The sequence below is a fragment of the Streptomyces sp. NPDC048361 genome, assembly GCF_040651795.1.
In the GTDB taxonomy this organism is placed as follows: domain Bacteria; phylum Actinomycetota; class Actinomycetes; order Streptomycetales; family Streptomycetaceae; genus Streptomyces.
The window spans coordinates 80,579-98,278 of the sequence record NZ_JBEZKW010000016.1 but is presented as its reverse complement, the minus strand read 5'-3'; the positions used below and the strand labels follow the sequence as shown (position 1 = coordinate 98,278).

16 protein-coding genes are annotated in these 17,700 nt (G+C 71.6%); 7 read left to right on the top strand and 9 right to left on the bottom strand.

Features of this window, described 5'->3' with window-relative positions; all coding sequences use genetic code 11:
- Positions 1-17: 17 nt before the first annotated feature.
- The 3 genes from AB0D31_RS12220 (at position 18) to AB0D31_RS12210 (ending at position 3,061) form a co-directional block, all read left to right on the top strand.
- A complete protein-coding gene (locus tag AB0D31_RS12220; RefSeq protein ID WP_362720666.1) occupies positions 18-536 on the top strand; it encodes a MarR family winged helix-turn-helix transcriptional regulator in 519 nt (172 codons plus the stop codon).
- A 15-nt stretch (positions 537-551) separates the two neighbouring features.
- Positions 552-2,069: a diacylglycerol kinase family protein gene (locus AB0D31_RS12215; protein WP_362720664.1), complete on the top strand. Its 1,518-nt coding sequence runs from the start codon at positions 552-554 to the stop codon at positions 2,067-2,069.
- A 293-nt stretch (positions 2,070-2,362) separates the two neighbouring features.
- Positions 2,363-3,061 (top strand): DUF6629 family protein, encoded by a 699-nt coding sequence (locus tag AB0D31_RS12210; RefSeq protein ID WP_362720662.1) that lies wholly within the window; start codon positions 2,363-2,365, stop codon positions 3,059-3,061.
- Here AB0D31_RS12210 and AB0D31_RS12205 read toward each other — a convergent pair.
- Together AB0D31_RS12205 and AB0D31_RS12200 are read right to left on the bottom strand one after the other, a co-directional pair.
- A complete protein-coding gene (locus AB0D31_RS12205) occupies positions 2,991-3,263 on the bottom strand; it encodes a DUF3253 domain-containing protein (RefSeq protein WP_362720659.1) in 273 nt (90 codons plus the stop codon). The two genes, AB0D31_RS12210 and AB0D31_RS12205, sit on opposite strands and share 71 nt — an antisense overlap.
- A 185-nt stretch (positions 3,264-3,448) precedes the next feature.
- A complete protein-coding gene (locus AB0D31_RS12200) occupies positions 3,449-4,222 on the bottom strand; it encodes a response regulator (RefSeq protein ID WP_362720656.1) in 774 nt (257 codons plus the stop codon).
- A 112-nt stretch (positions 4,223-4,334) separates the two neighbouring features.
- Here AB0D31_RS12200 and AB0D31_RS12195 point away from each other — a divergent pair, with 112 nt between their 5' ends.
- Positions 4,335-5,945: a CHASE3 domain-containing protein gene (locus tag AB0D31_RS12195; protein ID WP_362720654.1), complete on the top strand. Its 1,611-nt coding sequence runs from the start codon at positions 4,335-4,337 to the stop codon at positions 5,943-5,945.
- A complete protein-coding gene (locus AB0D31_RS12190) occupies positions 5,942-7,132 on the top strand; it encodes a fused response regulator/phosphatase (protein WP_362720652.1) in 1,191 nt (396 codons plus the stop codon). Before AB0D31_RS12195 ends, AB0D31_RS12190 begins: the two co-directional genes overlap by 4 nt.
- Before the next feature lie 62 nt (positions 7,133-7,194).
- On the opposite strand, the gene AB0D31_RS12185 is transcribed toward AB0D31_RS12190, so the two are convergent.
- A complete protein-coding gene (locus tag AB0D31_RS12185; protein WP_362720649.1) occupies positions 7,195-7,557 on the bottom strand; it encodes a hypothetical protein in 363 nt (120 codons plus the stop codon).
- A 312-nt stretch (positions 7,558-7,869) separates the two neighbouring features.
- Between AB0D31_RS12185 and AB0D31_RS12180 the strand changes: the two genes are divergently transcribed.
- Positions 7,870-8,718, top strand: coding sequence for a SigB/SigF/SigG family RNA polymerase sigma factor (locus AB0D31_RS12180; protein ID WP_362720784.1), 849 nt, complete (start codon positions 7,870-7,872; stop codon positions 8,716-8,718).
- Positions 8,719-8,931: 213 nt separating this feature from the next.
- Here the strand turns inward: AB0D31_RS12180 and AB0D31_RS12175 are convergent, their stop codons facing one another.
- Positions 8,932-9,093 (bottom strand): hydrophobic protein, encoded by a 162-nt coding sequence (locus AB0D31_RS12175; protein WP_362720646.1) that lies wholly within the window; start codon positions 9,091-9,093, stop codon positions 8,932-8,934.
- A gap of 262 nt (positions 9,094-9,355) precedes the next feature.
- On the opposite strand from AB0D31_RS12175, the gene AB0D31_RS12170 reads away from it, so the two are divergent.
- Complete coding sequence (locus AB0D31_RS12170; protein WP_362720643.1) at positions 9,356-9,529, top strand: CsbD family protein; 174 nt, start codon at positions 9,356-9,358, stop codon at positions 9,527-9,529.
- A gap of 76 nt (positions 9,530-9,605) precedes the next feature.
- Here AB0D31_RS12170 and AB0D31_RS12165 read toward each other — a convergent pair whose 3' ends face one another.
- The 5 genes from AB0D31_RS12165 to AB0D31_RS12145 all read right to left on the bottom strand — a co-directional run bounded on the left by AB0D31_RS12165 (position 9,606) and on the right by AB0D31_RS12145 (position 17,694).
- A complete protein-coding gene (locus tag AB0D31_RS12165; protein ID WP_362720640.1) occupies positions 9,606-10,481 on the bottom strand; it encodes a helix-turn-helix domain-containing protein in 876 nt (291 codons plus the stop codon).
- 210 nt (positions 10,482-10,691) lie between these two features.
- Positions 10,692-12,839: a TOMM precursor leader peptide-binding protein gene (locus AB0D31_RS12160; RefSeq protein ID WP_362720637.1), complete on the bottom strand. Its 2,148-nt coding sequence runs from the start codon at positions 12,837-12,839 to the stop codon at positions 10,692-10,694.
- The gene (locus AB0D31_RS12155; RefSeq protein WP_362720635.1) at positions 12,832-14,253 is read right to left on the bottom strand and encodes a hypothetical protein; all 1,422 of its coding nucleotides are present in this window, start codon (positions 14,251-14,253) and stop codon (positions 12,832-12,834) included. Before AB0D31_RS12155 ends, AB0D31_RS12160 begins: the two co-directional genes overlap by 8 nt.
- A 40-nt stretch (positions 14,254-14,293) precedes the next feature.
- Positions 14,294-16,807 (bottom strand): lantibiotic dehydratase C-terminal domain-containing protein, encoded by a 2,514-nt coding sequence (locus AB0D31_RS12150; RefSeq protein ID WP_362720632.1) that lies wholly within the window; start codon positions 16,805-16,807, stop codon positions 14,294-14,296.
- Between the two features lie 5 nt (positions 16,808-16,812).
- Positions 16,813-17,694, bottom strand: a complete 882-nt coding sequence (locus AB0D31_RS12145; protein ID WP_362720629.1) for a lantibiotic dehydratase C-terminal domain-containing protein — start codon at positions 17,692-17,694, stop codon at positions 16,813-16,815.
- Between the last annotated feature and the right edge of the window lie 6 nt (positions 17,695-17,700).

Sequence of the window (17,700 nt, the reverse complement as noted above, 5' to 3'; positions counted from 1 at the left end):
CGCCGACGGGGGAGCCCATGCCACATCGAGACATCGACTCCCAGCGGGCCGTTCACGAACAGGCCCACGCGGCGAGCGAGGTCGTCGGACTCCTCGACCTCCTGTGGCAGCAGGCCCGCGACACCGTGACCACGACCTCGCTCTCCACGCCGCAACTGCGCCTGATGTATCTGGTGGAGCGCAACGACGGCATACGCATGCGGGCCCTGGGCAAGCTCCTGCACACCGCGCCACCCTCGGTCAGCAGGCTCTGCGACCGGCTGCAAGTGGCCGGATTCCTCGAACGCCTGCCCTCCCCGGACAGCCGCCGCGAAGTGACCCTGCGGCTGACCGCGGGCGGCAAGCGCCACCTGGAACAGATCCGCAACGAACGCGAAGCGACGCTGACCCTGGCCATCGAAGCCATGCCGCACGAGGACGCAGCGCCCTGGCCACGGGGCTCGCCGCACTGCAGAACGCCATCACGGCCCCCCGGTAGGGTGGGACCGTGCCATGACCCGTCCCGCCGTACCACACGGCGGGTTCCTTACGTGTAGAGGTGTGACCAGCGCATGAAGCGACGCGGACGGCTGCGAAGAGCGCTTGGACAGCAGGGAACACCAGGGCTGGGCAACCGTCTGACCACCTCCCTCACCCTGTCAACTCCCGGACGGACAGGCTCCGTTGCGCACCTGCTGCGCAGGGCCGCCGACCACGACGCGGTGTGGGTGGGCGCGGCGGCAATCCTCGGAGCTTCCGGCGGCCGCAGCGCGCGCCGGGCAGCGCTGCGCGGCGTCGGCTCGGTGGCCATCGTCGCCGCGATCAACCACGCCCTGGCGAAGCCGGCCGCCCGCAGTTCGCGGCCCCTCCTCGACGCCCTCCCCGGGGTCTTCCCCCGGCCCAGCACCTCGTCCCTGCCCTCCAGCACGATGGCGTCGGCCGCGGCCTTCGCCTCCGGAGTGGTCCTGGAGTCGCCCCGTTACGGCGTGGCCGCGCTGCCGTTCGCCGCGGGCCTGGCCTACGTGCGCGCACAGGGCGGCCTCGACCACCGGCGCCGCGCCGCGGCCGGCGCACTGGTCGGCATGGGGGCCGCGCTGCTCACCTGCCGCTGGTGGCCGGTGAAGCCGGAGGCCGCGGCCGCCGCCGCCCCGCCGCGCAAGCCCGCCCCCGCCCTCAAGGAGGGCAAGGGGCTCCAGCTGATCGTCAACCCGTCCTCGGGCGTCGCCTGGTCCAAGGACACGACCGAGACCCTGCGCGCCCTGCTGCCCGAAGCGGCGATCACCCTCTTCGAACCGGGCGACGACCTGCTGGCCCTGCTCGACCAGGCGGCCGTACGCGCCGTCGCGGAGGGCGGCGCGCTCGGCGTCTGCGGGGGCGACGGCACGGTCAACGCGGGCAGCGCGACCGCCGCCCGCCATCAGGTCCCCCTCGCCGTCTTCCCCGGCGGCACCTTCAACCACTTCGCCGTGGACCTGGGCAACCAGACCATGGACGACGTCGCCCGCGCGATCCAGGCGGGCGACGCGGTCACTGCCGACGTGGGCCGTGCGTCCTCAACGAGCGACGACGCACACAAGCTCTTCCTCAACACCTTCAGCATCGGCGTGTATTCGGAGCTCGTCCACGCCAGGGAGCGCCTGGAGAAGCGGATCGGGAAGTGGCCCGCGCTGGTCGTCGGCCTGGCGAGGGTCCTCGCCACCGGCAGCCCGCTCTCGGTGGTCATCAACGGCCGTGCCCGCCGCATCTGGCTGCTCTTCGCGGGCAACGGGATCTACCACCCGGCGGGCTTCGCGCCCACATACCGCACCCAGCTCGACGACGGCCTGCTCGACGTACGTGTGGTGGAGGCCGGCACCCCGCTGGCCCGCACCCGGCTCCTGCTCGCCGTCCTGACCGGCACCCTGCACGGCTCCAGGGTCCTGACGACCGCTCAGGTCCGCCGTCTGGAGCTCGAAGTCACCGAGGGCGAACCGCACTTGGCGTACGACGGCGAAGTGACCGATGCGACCTACCGGCAGTTGGTGCTCGACAAGCTTCCCCAGGCGGTGACGCTGTACCGCCCCGCCGACCAGGACCAGTGGCTGCGCTGACGACGGGTCAGTGACGGCCGCGTCGTTGGGCATGCGCCGTGTTACGCAGCTCACATGCATGAGGTCGGCGCGAGGGGGCATCAGGACTTTACGGTCCGCACGGTCGGGGCTCCCCCCTCCTCGACCCGGGCTTGCGTGCCCCGCCATCCCTCTCCCCCCTGGGATGTGCGGGGCCGCCGTACGTCATGCCCCAAGTCGCCTCTCGGCGGTGCAGCGGGGCGGGAGGGTGTACGCACACCTGCCACCTGCTGCCTGGCGCGCTGCTCGGCCGAAGTGACCGTAGCGTTCCTGTCATGTGCTGGAGTGCGACGGCCGACCTCGTTGCGGGTGTGGGCATCGCGGCTGTCGGGGCCGCCACGGTGATCTGTGCGGCCCGCCGCCCCGGTGACCTGCCCATGGCCGCGCTGCCCCTGCTCCTGGGGGCCCACCAGGTCGTCGAGGCCGCGGTCTGGCACAACGGGGGCGGCACCGGGCCCGCCACGCTTCTCTGGGCGGTCATCGCGCTGCCCCTGCTGGCTCTGTGGGTACCGGTCGCCGTGCTCTGCGCCGCGCCGCGGCATGCCCGGCGCCGGCTTGTGATTCCGCTGGCGGCGGGCGTCGCGACCAGCGCGGCACTCGCGTACGCCCTGGCGGCCCGCACCGTGACGGCCGAGATCCGGGGGCACACGGTCGGCTACTCGCTCGGGCTGCCCGGAGCCGAGGTGATCGTCCTCGGCTACCTCCTGGCCACCATCGGTTCCCTGCTCATGTCCGGCGACCGGGGGCTGGTGCTGTTCGGTGTCCTCGTCGGCGCAGGGGCCGCGGTGTCGTTCGCGCTGTGGCGGCAGGAGTCCATCTCGACCTGGTGCGCGGTCGCAGCGCTGTCCTCGGCCGTCCTGCTGTTGTGGGTCGGACGGCGCCGGCCTGGTACCGAGGTGGGGGTCAGCGGACCCGGCGGATACGGATCGGGCCGCGAGCGCTCTCCGGGTCGATCGGACGGCCGGACTGGGTGATCTCCACCTCGCCCGAGTCGACCAGCTTCCGGGCCGCGCGACGGGCCGGCTCCATCAGCGCGCGCCAGCCGTCGTCGTCCCCTTCGTAGACCGCCCGCGCGGCGTCGGAGGGGCAGATGGAGGAGTCCGGGTCACGCGACTCCAGCAGCTCGAGTATGACCCGTTCAAGACGCCGCTCCGTCTGCCGTCCGCTGTCGGTCACTCTGCCAGTGTCACACCGGCGCCCGGAAAAGCGAGGTGACGCGAGACACGTGACGCGTGGCCGGTCCGGGGCCCCACGAGCAGCCCCAGCCCCTCACATGGGCGGGCCGGGGCTGCTCGTGTCGTCGGGGGCCGGCCGGCACATGACCGCGGGGCCGGGTGCCGGCGACTGCCGTGGCGGGCCGGTCAGTCGCGGGGCGGACGGGTCGTGGTCTCCAGGTAGAAGGCGTCGATGCTCTGGACGGCCCGCTCAAACTCCTCCAGGTTGACCGGCTTGGTCACATAGGCGTTGGCGTGGCTGATGTAGGCACCGCTCACATCATCGGGCGCGGAGGACGTCGTCAGTACGACGACGGGAATGGTCTGGAGGTCCTCGTCGGACTTCAGGACGCGGAGCAACTCGCGGCCGTTCATGCGGGGCATGTTGAGGTCCAGGACGATCAGGTCCGGGCGCGCGCTGTCCGGGGCCCGCAGGTGTTCCAGAGCGGCGACCCCGTCGGTGACCTGGACCAGGTTGCGCGCCCCGCGCTGGGAGAGGGCTTCCTCGATCAGCATGGCATCGGCGATGTCGTCCTCGACGAGCAGCACGGCGCTGGGGTGGGAAGGGACGGAATTCATCGGTTGCTCCGTAGGTGCTTCAGAGGAGTGGTGGAACAGTCCCGGCCAACGCCGTCGGGCGCCCTGGCGGGTCATGCCGCTTGCTTCGCCGATTTGCGGGTACCCGGCTCCCGTACGCGCGGCATCCCGAGCCGCCGCACGCTGGAGCCGTTCCGCGGATCGTTGCAGCTGGACGAGAACGTGCAGCAGCGTCAGCGCGGGAGTCGAATCGCCGGTGTCCGGATACCCGGGATCGTCCAGCAGCTGCTGGGTGATGCGCCGCGCAAGCTCGCCGACGGCCACATCGGTGACCGCGGTCGTCTCCTGCGCCGCGTTCCGCAGGACGAAGTTCTTGCCAGGCATACCCGGCACCCTAGGCCCCGACCCGACCCCACGACAACATTCGTTGTCCATGAGCCTCTACAGTATGGCGCGCGACGCTGATTCGAGTGTCACAGGACGGAGGGGTTCACAGATGACCGGCGATGAGACGCTGTCGCGTCCGCGGGGGCTTTCCTCGTGGACGACCTCGCGGTGGCTGCGCGTGGGAGTGGCCGCGTCCCTGGCGCTCCTCACCGCGCTGGGCCTGATCGGTGCGTGGGTCCTCGGGCGGACCGCGTCGCTCAGCGACGACCTGGTGGACGTCAGGTCGCAGGCGCTGGGCACCTCGTTCCGCCTGGAGTCGGCGATGCTCAACCAGGAGACCGGCGTCCGGGGATACGGGCTCACCGGAAATCCCGAATTCCTCACGCCCTATCGGCAGGGAATCGCCGAGCAGACGGCCGACACCGCGAGCCTGTCGCGGTTGCTCAACGGCAACCCCCGCGGTCTCGCCGACCTGCGCGCCGTACAGGACGCGGTGGAGACGTGGCAGGCCAGGATCGCCCGGCCGATCGCCGCGGCACCGGCCGGCACGCCCTCGGCGCTGGCCACCGAGCGCGCCTCGGAGGGCAAGGCCGACTTCGACCGGGTGCGGACGGCCCTGACCGGGCAGCAGGAGCGGCTGCGAGCCGACCAGAGCCGCGCGCGCGAGGACCTGGACTCCACCATGCGTACGCGGAACTGGGTGTTCGCCGCGATCGCCCTGGTCATCCTGGCGCTGGCGGGGCTGGTCTTCGAGGCGCTGCGCCGCGGCGTCACCGATCCCCTCGGCCAGCTCGGCATCGACGTCCGTGCGGTCTCGGAGGGTGAGTTCACCCGCCCCATCGCCGCGACCGGCCCGGCGGACCTGCGCCGCCTGAGCGGTGAGATCGACGTCATGCGCCAACGGCTGGTCCAGGAGCTGGAGGTCAGCGAGGAGTCACGCCGGCTCCTCGACACGCAGACCGCGGAACTCCAGCGCTCCAACTCCGAGCTCGAACAGTTCGCGTACGTCGCCTCGCACGACCTGCAGGAACCGCTGCGCAAGGTCTCCAGCTTCACCCAGCTGCTCCAGCGCAGGTACGCCGGTCAGCTCGACGACAAGGCGGACCAGTACATCGGTTTCGCGGTCGACGGAGCCAACCGCATGCAGGTCCTCATCAACGACCTCCTCGACTTCTCCCGGGTGGGCCGCGTCCACCACGCGCACCAGAGCGTCGACCTCGGCTCCGTCGTGGAAGAGACCCTCTCCGCCATGAGCGTGACCATCGAGGAAACCGGTGCGCAAGTCACCTGCGACAAACTGCCCAGCCTGGTCGCCGATCCCACCCAGATGGGCATGTTGTGGCAGAACCTGATCGGCAACGCCGTGAAGTTCCGCCGCCCCGGTCACCAGCCCCGGATCCGGGTGACGGCCGCCGAGGAGGGCCCGCTGTGGCGTTTCACGGTGACCGACGACGGCATCGGCATCGCGCCCCAGTACGCCGAGAAGGTCTTCGTGATCTTCCAGCGGCTGCACACCAAGGACGTCTACAGCGGCAGCGGCATCGGCCTCGCCATGTGCAAGAAGATCGTCGAATTCCATGGCGGTACCATCGCCGTCGACCCCGATTACACGGACGGCACACGCATCACGTTCACCCTGGCCGAGGCACCGCCGTCGATCAGCGGCCCCGCCGCGAACTCCGAAGCCGCCGGCCCCGACCACGCGGAGCCGACGCCATGACCACAGCGCCGACAGCCCCCGGCACCAGACCGGCGGAGGCGACCTACCGCGTCCTGCTGATCGAGGACGACGAGGGCGACGCCCTGCTCGTCGAGGAGCTCCTCCACGACACCGGGCTGCGCTTCGAGCTCACCACGTGCACCAGCCTGGCCGAGGCCCGCGCCGAACTGGCCACCCCGCTCATCGACTGCATCCTGCTCGACCTGCACCTGCCGGACGTGTCGGGCACCGACGCGGTCACCGCCGTCCGCAGGCTCGCCCCGCACGCCGCGGTGATCGTCCTGACCGGCCTGTCCGAGTCGCAGGCGGGCCCCGAGGCGATGGCGGCCGGCGCCCAGGACTACCTGGTCAAGGGCAAGGTCGAAGCGGACCTGCTGCGCCGCACCCTGCGGTACGCCGTCTACCGGAGCCGGACCGAACGCGCCAGCGCCGAGGCACAGGCGGCGCGGCTGCGCGCCGAGGAGAACGCCCGCCTGGAGCGGGGACTGCTGCCCCAGCCGATCCTCGACACCTCCACCGTGACGGTCACCTCGCGCTATCTGCCCGGCGGCGAGCTGACCCTGCTCGGCGGCGACTTCCTGGACGTCGTGGAGTGCGACGACGGGCTGCTGCGCGCCGTCGTCGGCGACGTCAGCGGTCACGGCCCCGACGCGGCCGCCCTCGGCGTCTGCCTGCGCATCGCCTGGCGCTCCCTGGTACTCGGCGGGCACCGCGGCCCGGACCTGCTGCACCTCATGGAACGCATCCTGATCGCCGAACGCGGCAGCCACACCCTGTTCGCCACCTGCGCCCTGCTCACCCTCGACGAGAAGGCCCGCACGGCGAGCCTGCACCTCGCCGGCCATCACGAGCCCCTGCTCACCACCCCTGCGGGCACCCGGGAAGTGGCCGCGGAGCTCGGGATCGCCCTGGGCATCGCGCCGGAGCAGCGCAGCTGGGCGGAGACGGTCATTCCGCTCCCGGAGTCCGGAGCGCTGACCTTGTACACCGACGGCCTGACCGAAGGCCACAACGGCCCGGCGGAAGGCCGTCTCGGCGTGGAGGGACTCCTGGACCTGATCGACCAGCTGCCACCGGCCGACCCCGCCGCCCACGTGGACCGCCTCATCAAGGAGACCCACGCGCTCAACGCGGGACGCCACTCGGACGACCTGGCCGTGCTCCGGCTGGACTGGGGCAGCAGCTGACGCGTCCCCGGCCCGTGGCCGGGCTCGTCACCTGGCGGCCCCTGTCACTGTGGCCGGGCTGGTCACCCCGCGGCCATGTCCGGGCCGGGTAGCAGGGTCTCGTCGAGGTGGTAGCCCAGTTCCCGCAGTCCGCGTGCGACGGCAACGGCCCGGCGGTGGAGTTCGGCACGCTCGGGTGACATCTCGGTCTTTTCCGCCGGGCCGGCCTCGGGGTCGGGGGGAGCCGGAGTGGCGTCCTGCACCGCGTCCCAGGCCTCCCGTGCGACACACTCCGCGACTCGGTCGTCGGCCTGTCCCGGTCGCCCGGCGCTTCCCTCGCTCTGGTCCGTACGGGCAGCCCCGCGGCTCAGGTACTCCTCGATCGCGCGGCGGGCCTCGCGGGCGTCGGCCGATTCGTCCCCGGTGTCTTCCGTCTCTGTCGTCATGGAACGCAAAGTAACGCCCCTCCGCCCGGCGAGCCCCGCGCCACACGCCCGGAACCTTTCGTTCCATGATGCAGGTGCGCCACGCCCCCCCACGGCTCCCGCCGCTGGTGGGAGGGCATGCAGCCCCACCGCGATTTTCCGTCGACGACAGAAACAATCCACCCGCAGCAATCTAATTTCTATCCCGGTCGTGGTAGATTTCCTGCTGGCTTGGAGGGGTGTACGGGCAGTGGTCCGCCCTCCGGCGGTCCGACGAGCGAGAGGGGAGTGGCCGTGACTGTCGTAGCGACCGGCACGAGAACCGCGGAACGGATGAGCGCGGTCGCGGCGCAGGAACTTCCGGTGATCGAGGAGCCCGCACGGGTCGCACCGGGTGACGCGCGCGAGCTGTCGCGACGGTTCTTCGAGCGCCTGGCGGTGCTGCAGGAGGGTACGCGGGAGTACCAGTACGCTCGGAACACCTTGATCGAGATGAACATGTCGCTGGTGCGGTTCGCCGCCCGCCGCTTCCGTAACGTCGCGGACGAGATGGAGGACGTCGTCCAGGTCGGCATGATCGGCCTGATCAAGGCGATCGACCGGTTCGAGCTGTCCCGCGAGACCGAGTTCACGACCTTCGCCGTTCCGTACGTCGTCGGCGAAATGAAGCGGTTCTTCCGCGACACCACCTGGGCCGTGCACGTGCCCCGGCGCCTTCAGGAGCGCCGCGGGGAGCTGACGCGGGCGCGCGAGGAGCTCGAAATGCGCCTGGACCGCTCGCCCACGGTCAAGGAACTGGCGGCGCTGATGGGCGTCGGCGAGGACGAGGTCCGTGAGGCACAGCTGGCCGCCAATGGCTACAACTCCGCCTCCTTGGACGCCGCGCTCAGCACCGACACCGAGGACGGCGAGGCAGCCCTGGCCGACTTCATCGGCGCCGATGACCCGGCCATGGAACTCGTCGAGGACTTCCATGCGCTCGCCCCGCTGATGGCCGAACTCTCCGACCGCGAACGCCTGTTGCTGCGCCTTCGGTTCGGCGCTGAACTCACCCAGAGCCAGATCGGCGAAGAGCTGGGCGTCTCCCAGATGCAGGTGTCCCGCCTGCTGAGCCGTACCGTCGCCAAGCTCCGTACAGGAATGCTGGGCGCCCTCGACGACCCAATCGCCGAGTCGGCCTGAAAACACCCGTGGCCGGCTCCCGACGCTGAGCGCGAAAAGCCCACCCCGCGATCAGCCCGGTGAGCGAAGAGTGAATCTCGTAGCCCCTGAAAAGAAACTGTGGGGCCGAACGTAAACAACGGCGTGCAGGAAAACCGCACGTAATAGGGGACGGGCCCGACCATCAGTCGTGCCCGTCCCCTATACGCGTGCTACGTGCCGCGTGGTCTGTGTCTACCAGCGATACCAGCGGCCGCTTCCGCCCTTGGGACGGGCGACGAACCCGATCAGCCAGACGATCAGGACCACGATGGCGATCCACCACAGGGCCTTGAGCGCGAAACCGGCGCCGAACAGGATCAGGGCGAGCAGAAGAACGAGAAGCAGGGGAACCATAGTTATCAACCTCCAGTCCGCCGTGTGCCCCGAAAGGCTTCCGTCACACCCTTGAAACGACGAGCCGTGATTTCCCGACGCGCAGGCGGCGAGTACGCGGCGAGTACGCGGAGAGTGCGCCGGGGTGCGCGGAAAGCACCCGAGAGCATGGCCGTCTCCAGGATCGACGAGTGCGATTCGGTGGCCATCGGTTTAGAACTCGCGAATGGGGCCAGGAGTATCTACGTCACGGTGTGCCAACGAATGTGTGGGAGTGATTGTTGTGTCGGGTGACGAAAAGACGCAGTCGAAGGTCGAGCAGGCCAAGGGCAAGGTCAAGGAGACGGCCGGCCGTACGGTCGGTAACGAGCGCCTTGAGGCCGAGGGTCGTGCCGAGCAGGCCAAGGGCGACGCGCGCCAGGCCAAGGAAAAGATCAAGGACGTCTTCAAGCACTGACCTCGCTCGGGACGTAAAGAAGTGCACTGGGGCCCAGCCGGATGTGTCCGGCTGGGCCCCACGTGTGCTCGGTGCGCTACCCGGGCGTGGGCTGAAAGACCAGGAAGAAGAACCGGGCGCCCGGGCTCAGACACGGCTCGGCGGCACACATGGTGACCAGGCCTTGCTGGGACGGAGCGTGGCGCTCGCAGCACCTGTCCCGCGTGGAGCCGTAACTGCCCGGGCCTGCATAGCCGGGATGCCGCATGGTGCGGGTCTGGCCGTCGGGATGGCGGTACGCGACATTGTGGCTGCGGTAGATCGGCCCGGACGCGGGGTCCTCGGACACCTCCTCGTGGAGTTGCCGCAGGTCCTCGTTGTGGGGGTGCGCCGCCACCGCGGCCCGCAGCTGGGCCGCCACGGGGCCGGCCCACTGGTGCTCCCAGTCGACCAGATGGTGTTCGCGCGCGTCCTCTCGCAGCAGCATCCAGCGGATCAGGTTCTGCTCGGGCAGGCGAGGCGGCTCACCTTCCACCTGCGGGAAGATCGACACGAAGTCCTGGTTGTAGGCGAGCAGGTTCCACGCCACGTCATTGATGTAACAGGGTTGCCCCGTCACCTCGTTGACGGCCTTCTGCCAGGCGGGAGCGACACTCATGCCCGAGGCCGGGTCCAGGGGAGTGGGCGGCTCGTACCCGAGTGCGTAGATGTAGAGGGCGGTGCGCTCCCCTTCCTCCAGGCGCAGCACCTTGGACACGGAGTCGAGGAACTCCTGGCTGGGCGCCGCCATTTCGCCCCGCTCCAGGTGGCCGTAGGTGCGTTCCGTCACGAAGAGTGCCTGGGCGACCTGTGCCTGCGAGAGCCCCGGTGACCGGCGGCCGCGTCCTGTGCGCCGGGGTATGCCGAGTTCCGACGGGTCGATCTGCCCGCGCTTCCATTGCAGCAGCTGCCGCAACGCGTCCTTGTTGTTCACCCTTCGAACCCTCCCTGGCTGCCCCCACGCGACCTGTGGCCGCACATGTCGGAAGCGCCCACGCAGGTAATTCGCGAGCTGATCACACTACAGCTGAGGGACCGGTGGGCCGTAAGGGTTACTGCGTGGTGGACGATCCCGGGACGAATCACCCAGGGAGGGGCGGCGAACCCCCGCCTTCGGCCGTCCTGGCGTACGCGCCCGCGGCGGTCAGGGGAAGGGGTGCGGATGCGGGTTGACGTCGTCGGGGTGGAGCGGCCGGGAGGTGTGTCCGAGGCGGTGGGATACGGTCAGCACCCGGTCGAGGCCGGTGATGCGCCGCAGCTGGTGTCCGAAGGTCATGGGGAGCAGGCCGGGCACGAGCATCTTGACGCAGGCGAGATCGGAAGCGGCGTGGACCGGCGTGGTCTGGTCGACGACGATCGCTTCGAGGCCGCTCGCGGCGAAGCGTCCCACCAACTCGTCGAGATCCGACCGGAGATCGGGGTGGCGTGGCCAGGGCCGGCGGTCGCCGAGCTCGCTCAAGTTCCGGCGTTCACGTGGCGGCCGGCCCCCGGGGGCGAGCAGGAAGTCCAGACGGCGGGCGGCGACCGGGTCGCAGTACAGGAGCGCGTGGTCGTCCATCAGGCGGACCAGTTCGGGGTCGTCGCGCATGCGGGCGGCATCCTGCGCGCGCTGCGGGTAGATGAGTCCGTATGCCTCGATGGCGGTGACCAGTTCGTGCAGTGCGCCGAAGACGCCCCGCTCGACATCGAGCCCCGAACCGCCCGCGCACAGCACGCTGGGCCGGGGCGCGGCCGGCTCGGTACCCGGCGCCGGCCGCGGCTCTTCGTCGATGGCCGCGGCCCAGAAGCAGGGAATGCCTTCGCTGCCGGTCACGTCGAAGACCTCGACGCGGTAGCCGGTACGCTCCCGGATCCGGTCGGCGAGCAGGCCGATCCGCCGGTCGCGCGCGGTGTGCAGATCGAGCGCCGGAGCCGGTAGCCGGGCGTACCAGGTGAGCAGGAACGCGTCGCGCTCGGCCAGCTCCAGGAGGCCGTACAGAGCCGCCTCCTCAATACAGCCGCCGAGCGCGCAACCGTTGGAGATCTCGGAGACGAGCGGCCGGACGGACGGTGTCCGGTGCCGCCCGAGCCGGTAGTACGCGAGGCTCTCCGGAACCAGCACCGGCTGCTCGCGCGTGAGGGAGTACCCCCAGACCCACGGCATGACGAGGTCGGGATGGAAGGGTTGGAACGGGAAGCCGGGTTCCTGATAGCGGTGGGGTTCGTGGCTGCCGGTGGCCGCCGGGTCGAGGGCGGCGCCGGGGTGCCGGGCGTCGAGCTCGCGGTGACTGCCGTGTACCACCGTGCGACGCCCGCCCGGCCGACCTCCGCCGAGACGCTCCAGAGCCTCGGCGATCGCCGTGACCTTGGCGGTGCGGAAGTCGAGAGCGCGGCCATACCCCCCGTCGACCGACTCGGGCGGGCCGACCTTGGCCTCGGCGAACGGCAGGGCGTGCAGTCCACGCGTCCGGAGACCCTTGAGTACGCCGGTCTCGTCGTCGGCATAGCGCGCTTCCAGCGCGGCCCGCTCCGCGCGCAGATTCCGTATCCGCAGGACCGCGGGGTCCGGCTTGGGCCGTGAGACCCGCGGGATCACGGCGCCGGCCGCGGAATCCTCGGGCAGACCGCCGCAGTCCGGGCAGTGGGGGTCGGGCAGGAAGTGGTGCCGGGTGATCTCCAGGCCGTCGAGGCGGAGCATCGTGACGAGCTGTTCGGGGACCGTCCGCGCGGTGACGTGGTGGCCGGTGGCGCCGCCCGCTGGTTCGGGTCGCCGGACTTGATGCCCGGTGGCGGCACCTGCCGGTTCGGGCCGCCCGACGTGGTGGCCGGTGGCGGCACCCCCTGCTACGGGCCGCCCGGCCGTCGGCGCGGACGTGAGCAGGCGCAGAGCGAGGTTCGCCGCGAGGTCGGCAGCGATCGGGGTGAGCAGCGGAGAGACCGTGCCGGTGAGGCGGCTTCCGTACGTCGAGAGCAGGGCCGCCTCCTCGGCCGCGTCGGCCCGAGCTCCGGCCCGGCGGGTCGCGAGGCAACGGTGGCAACCGGGAATGCCGGGACGCACGAGCGGGCCGATCACCACACGATCGAGTTCCGCGAGAACGGGAAGGTACGACTGGCCCTGAACTACCGCTTCCAGCAAGCACTTTGATCCCGCGTCAGGCGTGTCCGCGGCGACCAGCAGCACCTCCGGCAGGAGATTCGGCAGATGGGACAGGGCCTCCACCCGGCGGAGGAGGGCTTGCCCGAGCAGGCCGCCGTCGTGGTGCACCCGTAGGGCGGCCGACGGGAGATCGGCCGACAGCAGATCATCAGTCATCGCAGCGCACCGCTCTCAGCAGATAGGGCAATACGTCGGTGGCGGCCGGATCGTGGTCGAGCGGCACGATCAGGGTGTCGTGCGCGGGACCCCGCAGGTCGCGGCGCGCCTCGTGCACCGCCTCGTCGAAGGTGGCGCCGGCACCCAGACCCCGCGGCGGGCGCGGTCCCATGGCGCCTACGGAGGCTGCCGGGACCAGGTGGGCGGTGCCCCGCTCGGGGGACCAGGCCCACAGTGAGGGACCGGCGAGTGCCGGGACGAATCGTCGGGGATCGAGGGCGAGCAGGGCATAGCGGGCCAGGGCACGTCGCGCGGTGCGCAGCCGCGCGGCGGTGAAGTCGGCCCCGGTGGCGTGGACTTGATGCTCGGCCCGGCCGGTGTGCGGGTCGCGGACCACGGCCCTCGCGGCATGCCGGGGGAACTGCGGCAGCGCGCCCTCGTCCAGTTCCGCGAGCAGTCCACCGCGCTCGTCGACGCACCCGGCGGCGCGCCGGGAGAAGTCCTCGGGCGCGACAGCGGGACCCGCGCGCAGGGTAGCGATCCCGGCGAGGAACGGGGCCGCGGACTCGGGCACGGCCGGGAACGCGGCCGGGTGAGGGCGGTAGGTGTGGCTGGTGGTGGTCAGGGTCGAGGTGTGCAGGCGGATGAGACGCGTCGGCTCGGCCGCCGTCGCTGTGGAGGCGCTGAGGACGGCGCGCTGAAAGTGGTGGGCGAGCAGGGTGGCCGCGAACTCGGTCGTCGCGCAGGCGTCGTCAAGGACGCGAGGTGAGGGGTGCGTCCCCTGCACACGCAGCCAGGCGCCGAGCCAGCCGCCGGCGGTGCGACGCGGCCCGGGCGCGAGCGCCGGACCCAGCCACCAGGATTCCGTGTCCCGGACGGCGGCGGCGAACCACACGCCCCGCGTGCGGCACTCCTCGTCGAGCCCGGCGACGGACTGGGCTTCGTCTGCCTCTGCGAGCAGCAACAGCGCGTCGTGACCACCGGCCGCCAGCGCCGCCACGGCGGCCTCGGGGTCAGCCACCGGCGTGATGTCCGACAGGCCGGTGAGCCGCAGAGCTCCGGTCAGGGCGTCCACCGCGGCCGTCGTGCCGAGGACCAGGGCGCGGAGGTGGGGGTGGCGAACGGTGCGCGGATCCGGCTCGTGCCGTGCACCGTCTTCCAACAAGCCGTGCTCGTCGGCGAGTTCAAGGACGCGCAGCACCGTGGCGCGGCGGGCTCCGGCGAGGCCGTCGAGGAGCTGCTCCACCGTGCGGGTGCCGTCCAGGAACGGCGCGAGCCGGTCCAGCCAGCCGGCGATGCCCGGCGCGGCGATCAGGTCGGTGCCACGGCTGGAGCGCACATGGACGGTGCCGCTGCCGCTCGGCGTCAGGAAGACGTCGCGGCGCAGGAGCGGAACGGACGCGGAGGTGATCACTGGGTCCCCGGGGAGAGGGCGGTCGGGATGGACGGCACGGTCACGACGTTCCTTTCGCGTCGACGGAGCCGATCCGGCCGGGAGGGGCGAACAGATGACTCGTCGGTGTGCCGCCGCCGCGTTCCGGTCCGAGCAGCGCGGCGAGCAACGTGGTGCGATGGGGATGCGCGCGCAGTACCGCATCGGCGGCGGTGACGTCGACATCGCAGCGGAGCCCCGCGCCGAGCCCGGTGCGCGCCGCGGCCAGGCCGATCCGCTGGCCGATGACACCGGCCCGCAGATTCAGCATCCGGTACCAGCGGTCGCCGTACAGCGGGTAGCCCGCCTCGTAGTCGCCGGTGACGAGCACGGCACAGGCGGCCTCGAACCCGGCCGCCTCTCCCGGGCCGCCGGGCGGGAACAGGCCCCGGGGCGTGACGCCGGCGGTGACCGGAACGAGCCGGCCTGTGCGCGGGTCGCGCCGGTGACATCCGGCGTCGAGTCCGGTGACGCGCTGGGCGACCACATAGACGTCGCAGCCCGCGGGCGGGGCGTGATCGAGGGGGATCGGTCGGACGGCTTCCTCCAGGACCGTGAGCAGAGAGCCCAGCGCGATGGGGGCAGGCTCGAAACCGGAGCGGGCCGTACGACGCCGGAGCAGCGCGCGCTCGGGCGCGATGGCACCCGGCGACCGGGCCGTGATGACCGAATGGACGTGCTCCACGCGGGAGTTGAGGCCGAGCAGCCGACCCACCTCCTCGGCCGCGAACCGCACATGCGTCATCGGTGTGGCGCCGGCCGACTCCAGCAGAGTGAGCGCCTGCCCGGTCAGTACACCGGTGTCGAGGGCCTGCAGACGGTGGCCGAAGGGGCCGTAGCGGGCCAGGTTCGCGTCCAGCCGGCTGGTGATCAGCAGTACGCACTCGGGTCGCTCGGTCGGCGGCCGGTCCAGTGCGCCGGTCAGGCCGGTACGCAGGTCGGCCCTGGAGAGGAGTTCGAGTGCGTGGGCCGACGGCAGATAGTGGAACAGCCCGCAGCCGGTGGCCGCGTACACCTCACCCGGATACGCGCCGCCGCCCGACGGCACCGGCCGGCCGGTGCGCGCGCCCGCGCCGGTCCATTCGATCCGGGTGACGCCGTTGAGCAGGGCGAGGACCGCACCCAGCCGCTCCGGGCCGGCGGCCGCCGGATCACGGTCGTCCGAGGGCGCCGGGAAGGCCGGCGGGAACGGCAGAGTCAGGACGGGCGCGCCCGGATGGTGCTTGGGCGCGGTGTTGCTCGCAGCGGGGTCGATGGCGGGCAGCACACTGCCGTGGCGCGCGTGATAGCGACGCGCGGACATCCCTCCGGTCTCGGCGGACGGCGGGTAGGCGTCGGACGGCGGAGCCGACGAGGTGGTCCTCATCCGCCGGTCCGCGCCGACAGGGTGATGTGCTCCGGCGTGCCCGGGCCGCTCGCGGCGGTGGCCAGGACCAGATCGAGGGCGCTGACCCCGTAGACCTCCTCCACCGCTTCGGCCGCGAGGTGGCAGAGCAGATAGCGGGTCAGGCCGGGCAGCCCGAGGCGGGAGAGATGGAGGTAGGTGTAGTTGAGCATCAGGCGGTAGCGCAGGAAACGCGGGTCCCGGTACATCATCTGCTTGTACGTCGCGCTGCCGCTGATCGTCCGGTGCAGGGGGCTGGCCGCGACCAGACCGCCGACGCCGTTCTCCTCGTCGGTCGGTATCTCCGCCTCGGGAATCTCCCCTGCCTCGTACAGCGCGGTCCAGCGGGTCGATCGTGGCCACCCAGCGATGCAGCGCCCTTGCCTCGTCCGCCCCGGACGCGGCTGCGGGCGCCGTGGAATCGAAGGCGGCGACCACGGCGCGCACCTGGGTCGTGAGCGTGGCGCGGTTGGCCGCGTACCGCCGGTCGAAGGCGGCCCGCACGTCGGGGCCGACCGTACTGAGATAGCCCTCGGCGTGGGACCGGAAGGAGACGAAACCGCGGCGGATCGACGGGTCCTGGGGGTGCCGGCAGAGGGTGTGCGCGGTGGCGAGCATCAGGCGCAGGGCCAGCGTCTCGCGCGGCACTCCCACGGCGACGGACTCCAGGTGCTCGAAGAGCAGCCCGTTGGTCTTCTCGTAGAAGAGAGCCAGTTCGTCGGCGCCGACCGGGCAGCCCAGCACGTCGACCCGGCGGTCGTGCTCTTCCCAGACGATCGAGTTGTCGGCGTAGAAGGGGGTCAAGGGGCCGGGCTCGCGTTCGGCCGCGGCGAGGCGCCGGTGCAGGGGCAGCAGGGCGGCCTCGTCGAGGGGGGCGGCGGTGGACGGCCGCCGCCGGAGATGGCCCCCGATCAGCCCGGAGACGGCCGGGACGACCAGCTCGTCGAAGACGGTGGGCGTGGCCCGCACGACCAGACGCAGATGGGGACCACGGCGCCAGTGCCGCAGCACGTACGCCGATTCGGCGTGACCGGCGCAGCGCTCGATCACCGGGCGCACGGCGTCCAGGATCAACTGGTCGATGTCGTCACCGAAGTACGCGATGTGCGCCGCGCGCCATTGTGGCGCTTCCGTCTGGGGGATGGCTGTCACGGGAGTCACTCCTTGGCGGTTCGCCGGCACGGATGGTCGTCTTCGCTCGTCACGTCCTGCACTGCCAGCAGGGCCAGGGCGCGCAGAGTGGCTTCTTGGCCGAGCTGAATGCCGAGGCGGTTGCAGGCCAGGTGGGTCAGATGGCCCGCGAGGGCGGCAGGCTGGGCGGCGTACCGCTGCGCCGTGCGGCAGGCGGCCAGCCATCCGCTCACCGGGTCGACGCCGGCCGGCGCGGTTCCGGTGATTGCTGTCGCGCGGGCCGCGCGGGCGACGGAGAGCAGCGCGGCTCGCCTGTTGCCGTACTGCGCCAGGACATCCGGTGTCGGCCGCCCCGGCCCGGCCTCCTGGTCCAGGGCGCCGGTCAGCAGGGCGAAACAGTGCGCCGCGCGCCGGGCCTGGCTCCATTCGGCCTGTACGGCGGCGACGGCCAGCTCGCTGCAGGTGGCGAAGGCCTCCTCGGCGGCGCGCAGGGCGACGCCATGACCGTACTTGCCGTGCTCGGGACGGTATGAGTCGAAGGCGAGGCTGTCGTTGGGGGCGAGGACGCCCGGCTCGCTCCCCGGCTCACGGGCGGCCAACTGGGCTGCAAGAGACTGATATTGACGCTCAGTCATTTCCCGGGACGACGGAATACGGCGGAACAGCTCCGCCGCGTGGTCACGCAGGACGAGGCGTACGGCAGGTTCGGCGGCCGGCGTCGCGGGACGCAGCCGCAGATGCGGGCCGCCCTGCCAGTGACGGAGGAAGAAGAACCGGTCGGCAAGACCCTGTCGCCGCAGCTCCGCGACGGCCCCGGGAATCAGCGTGCGCACCACCAGATCGAGCGGATGCCCGGTGAACACGCAGGCGCTGACCCAGCGATCCCCCGCGCCCGATGCGTGCGGCATCTCCGG

What these genes read in the sequence shown, in the direction of transcription:
- AB0D31_RS12180 (WP_362720784.1), top strand. Translation starts at nt 7,870, where the DNA reads ATGAGCGCGGTCGCGGCGCAGGAACTTCCGGTGATCGAGGAGCCCGCA.
- AB0D31_RS12185 (WP_362720649.1), bottom strand. Translation starts at nt 7,557, where the DNA reads ATGACGACAGAGACGGAAGACACCGGGGACGAATCGGCCGACGCCCGC.
- AB0D31_RS12160 (WP_362720637.1), bottom strand. Translation starts at nt 12,839, where the DNA reads ATGACTGATGATCTGCTGTCGGCCGATCTCCCGTCGGCCGCCCTACGG.
- AB0D31_RS12190 (WP_362720652.1), top strand. Translation starts at nt 5,942, where the DNA reads ATGACCACAGCGCCGACAGCCCCCGGCACCAGACCGGCGGAGGCGACC.
- AB0D31_RS12145 (WP_362720629.1), bottom strand. Translation starts at nt 17,694, where the DNA reads ATGCCGCACGCATCGGGCGCGGGGGATCGCTGGGTCAGCGCCTGCGTG.
- AB0D31_RS12200 (WP_362720656.1), bottom strand. Translation starts at nt 4,222, where the DNA reads ATGCCTGGCAAGAACTTCGTCCTGCGGAACGCGGCGCAGGAGACGACC.
- AB0D31_RS12220 (WP_362720666.1), top strand. Translation starts at nt 18, where the DNA reads ATGCCACATCGAGACATCGACTCCCAGCGGGCCGTTCACGAACAGGCC.
- AB0D31_RS12215 (WP_362720664.1), top strand. Translation starts at nt 552, where the DNA reads ATGAAGCGACGCGGACGGCTGCGAAGAGCGCTTGGACAGCAGGGAACA.
- AB0D31_RS12195 (WP_362720654.1), top strand. Translation starts at nt 4,335, where the DNA reads ATGACCGGCGATGAGACGCTGTCGCGTCCGCGGGGGCTTTCCTCGTGG.
- AB0D31_RS12175 (WP_362720646.1), bottom strand. Translation starts at nt 9,093, where the DNA reads ATGGTTCCCCTGCTTCTCGTTCTTCTGCTCGCCCTGATCCTGTTCGGC.
- AB0D31_RS12210 (WP_362720662.1), top strand. Translation starts at nt 2,363, where the DNA reads ATGTGCTGGAGTGCGACGGCCGACCTCGTTGCGGGTGTGGGCATCGCG.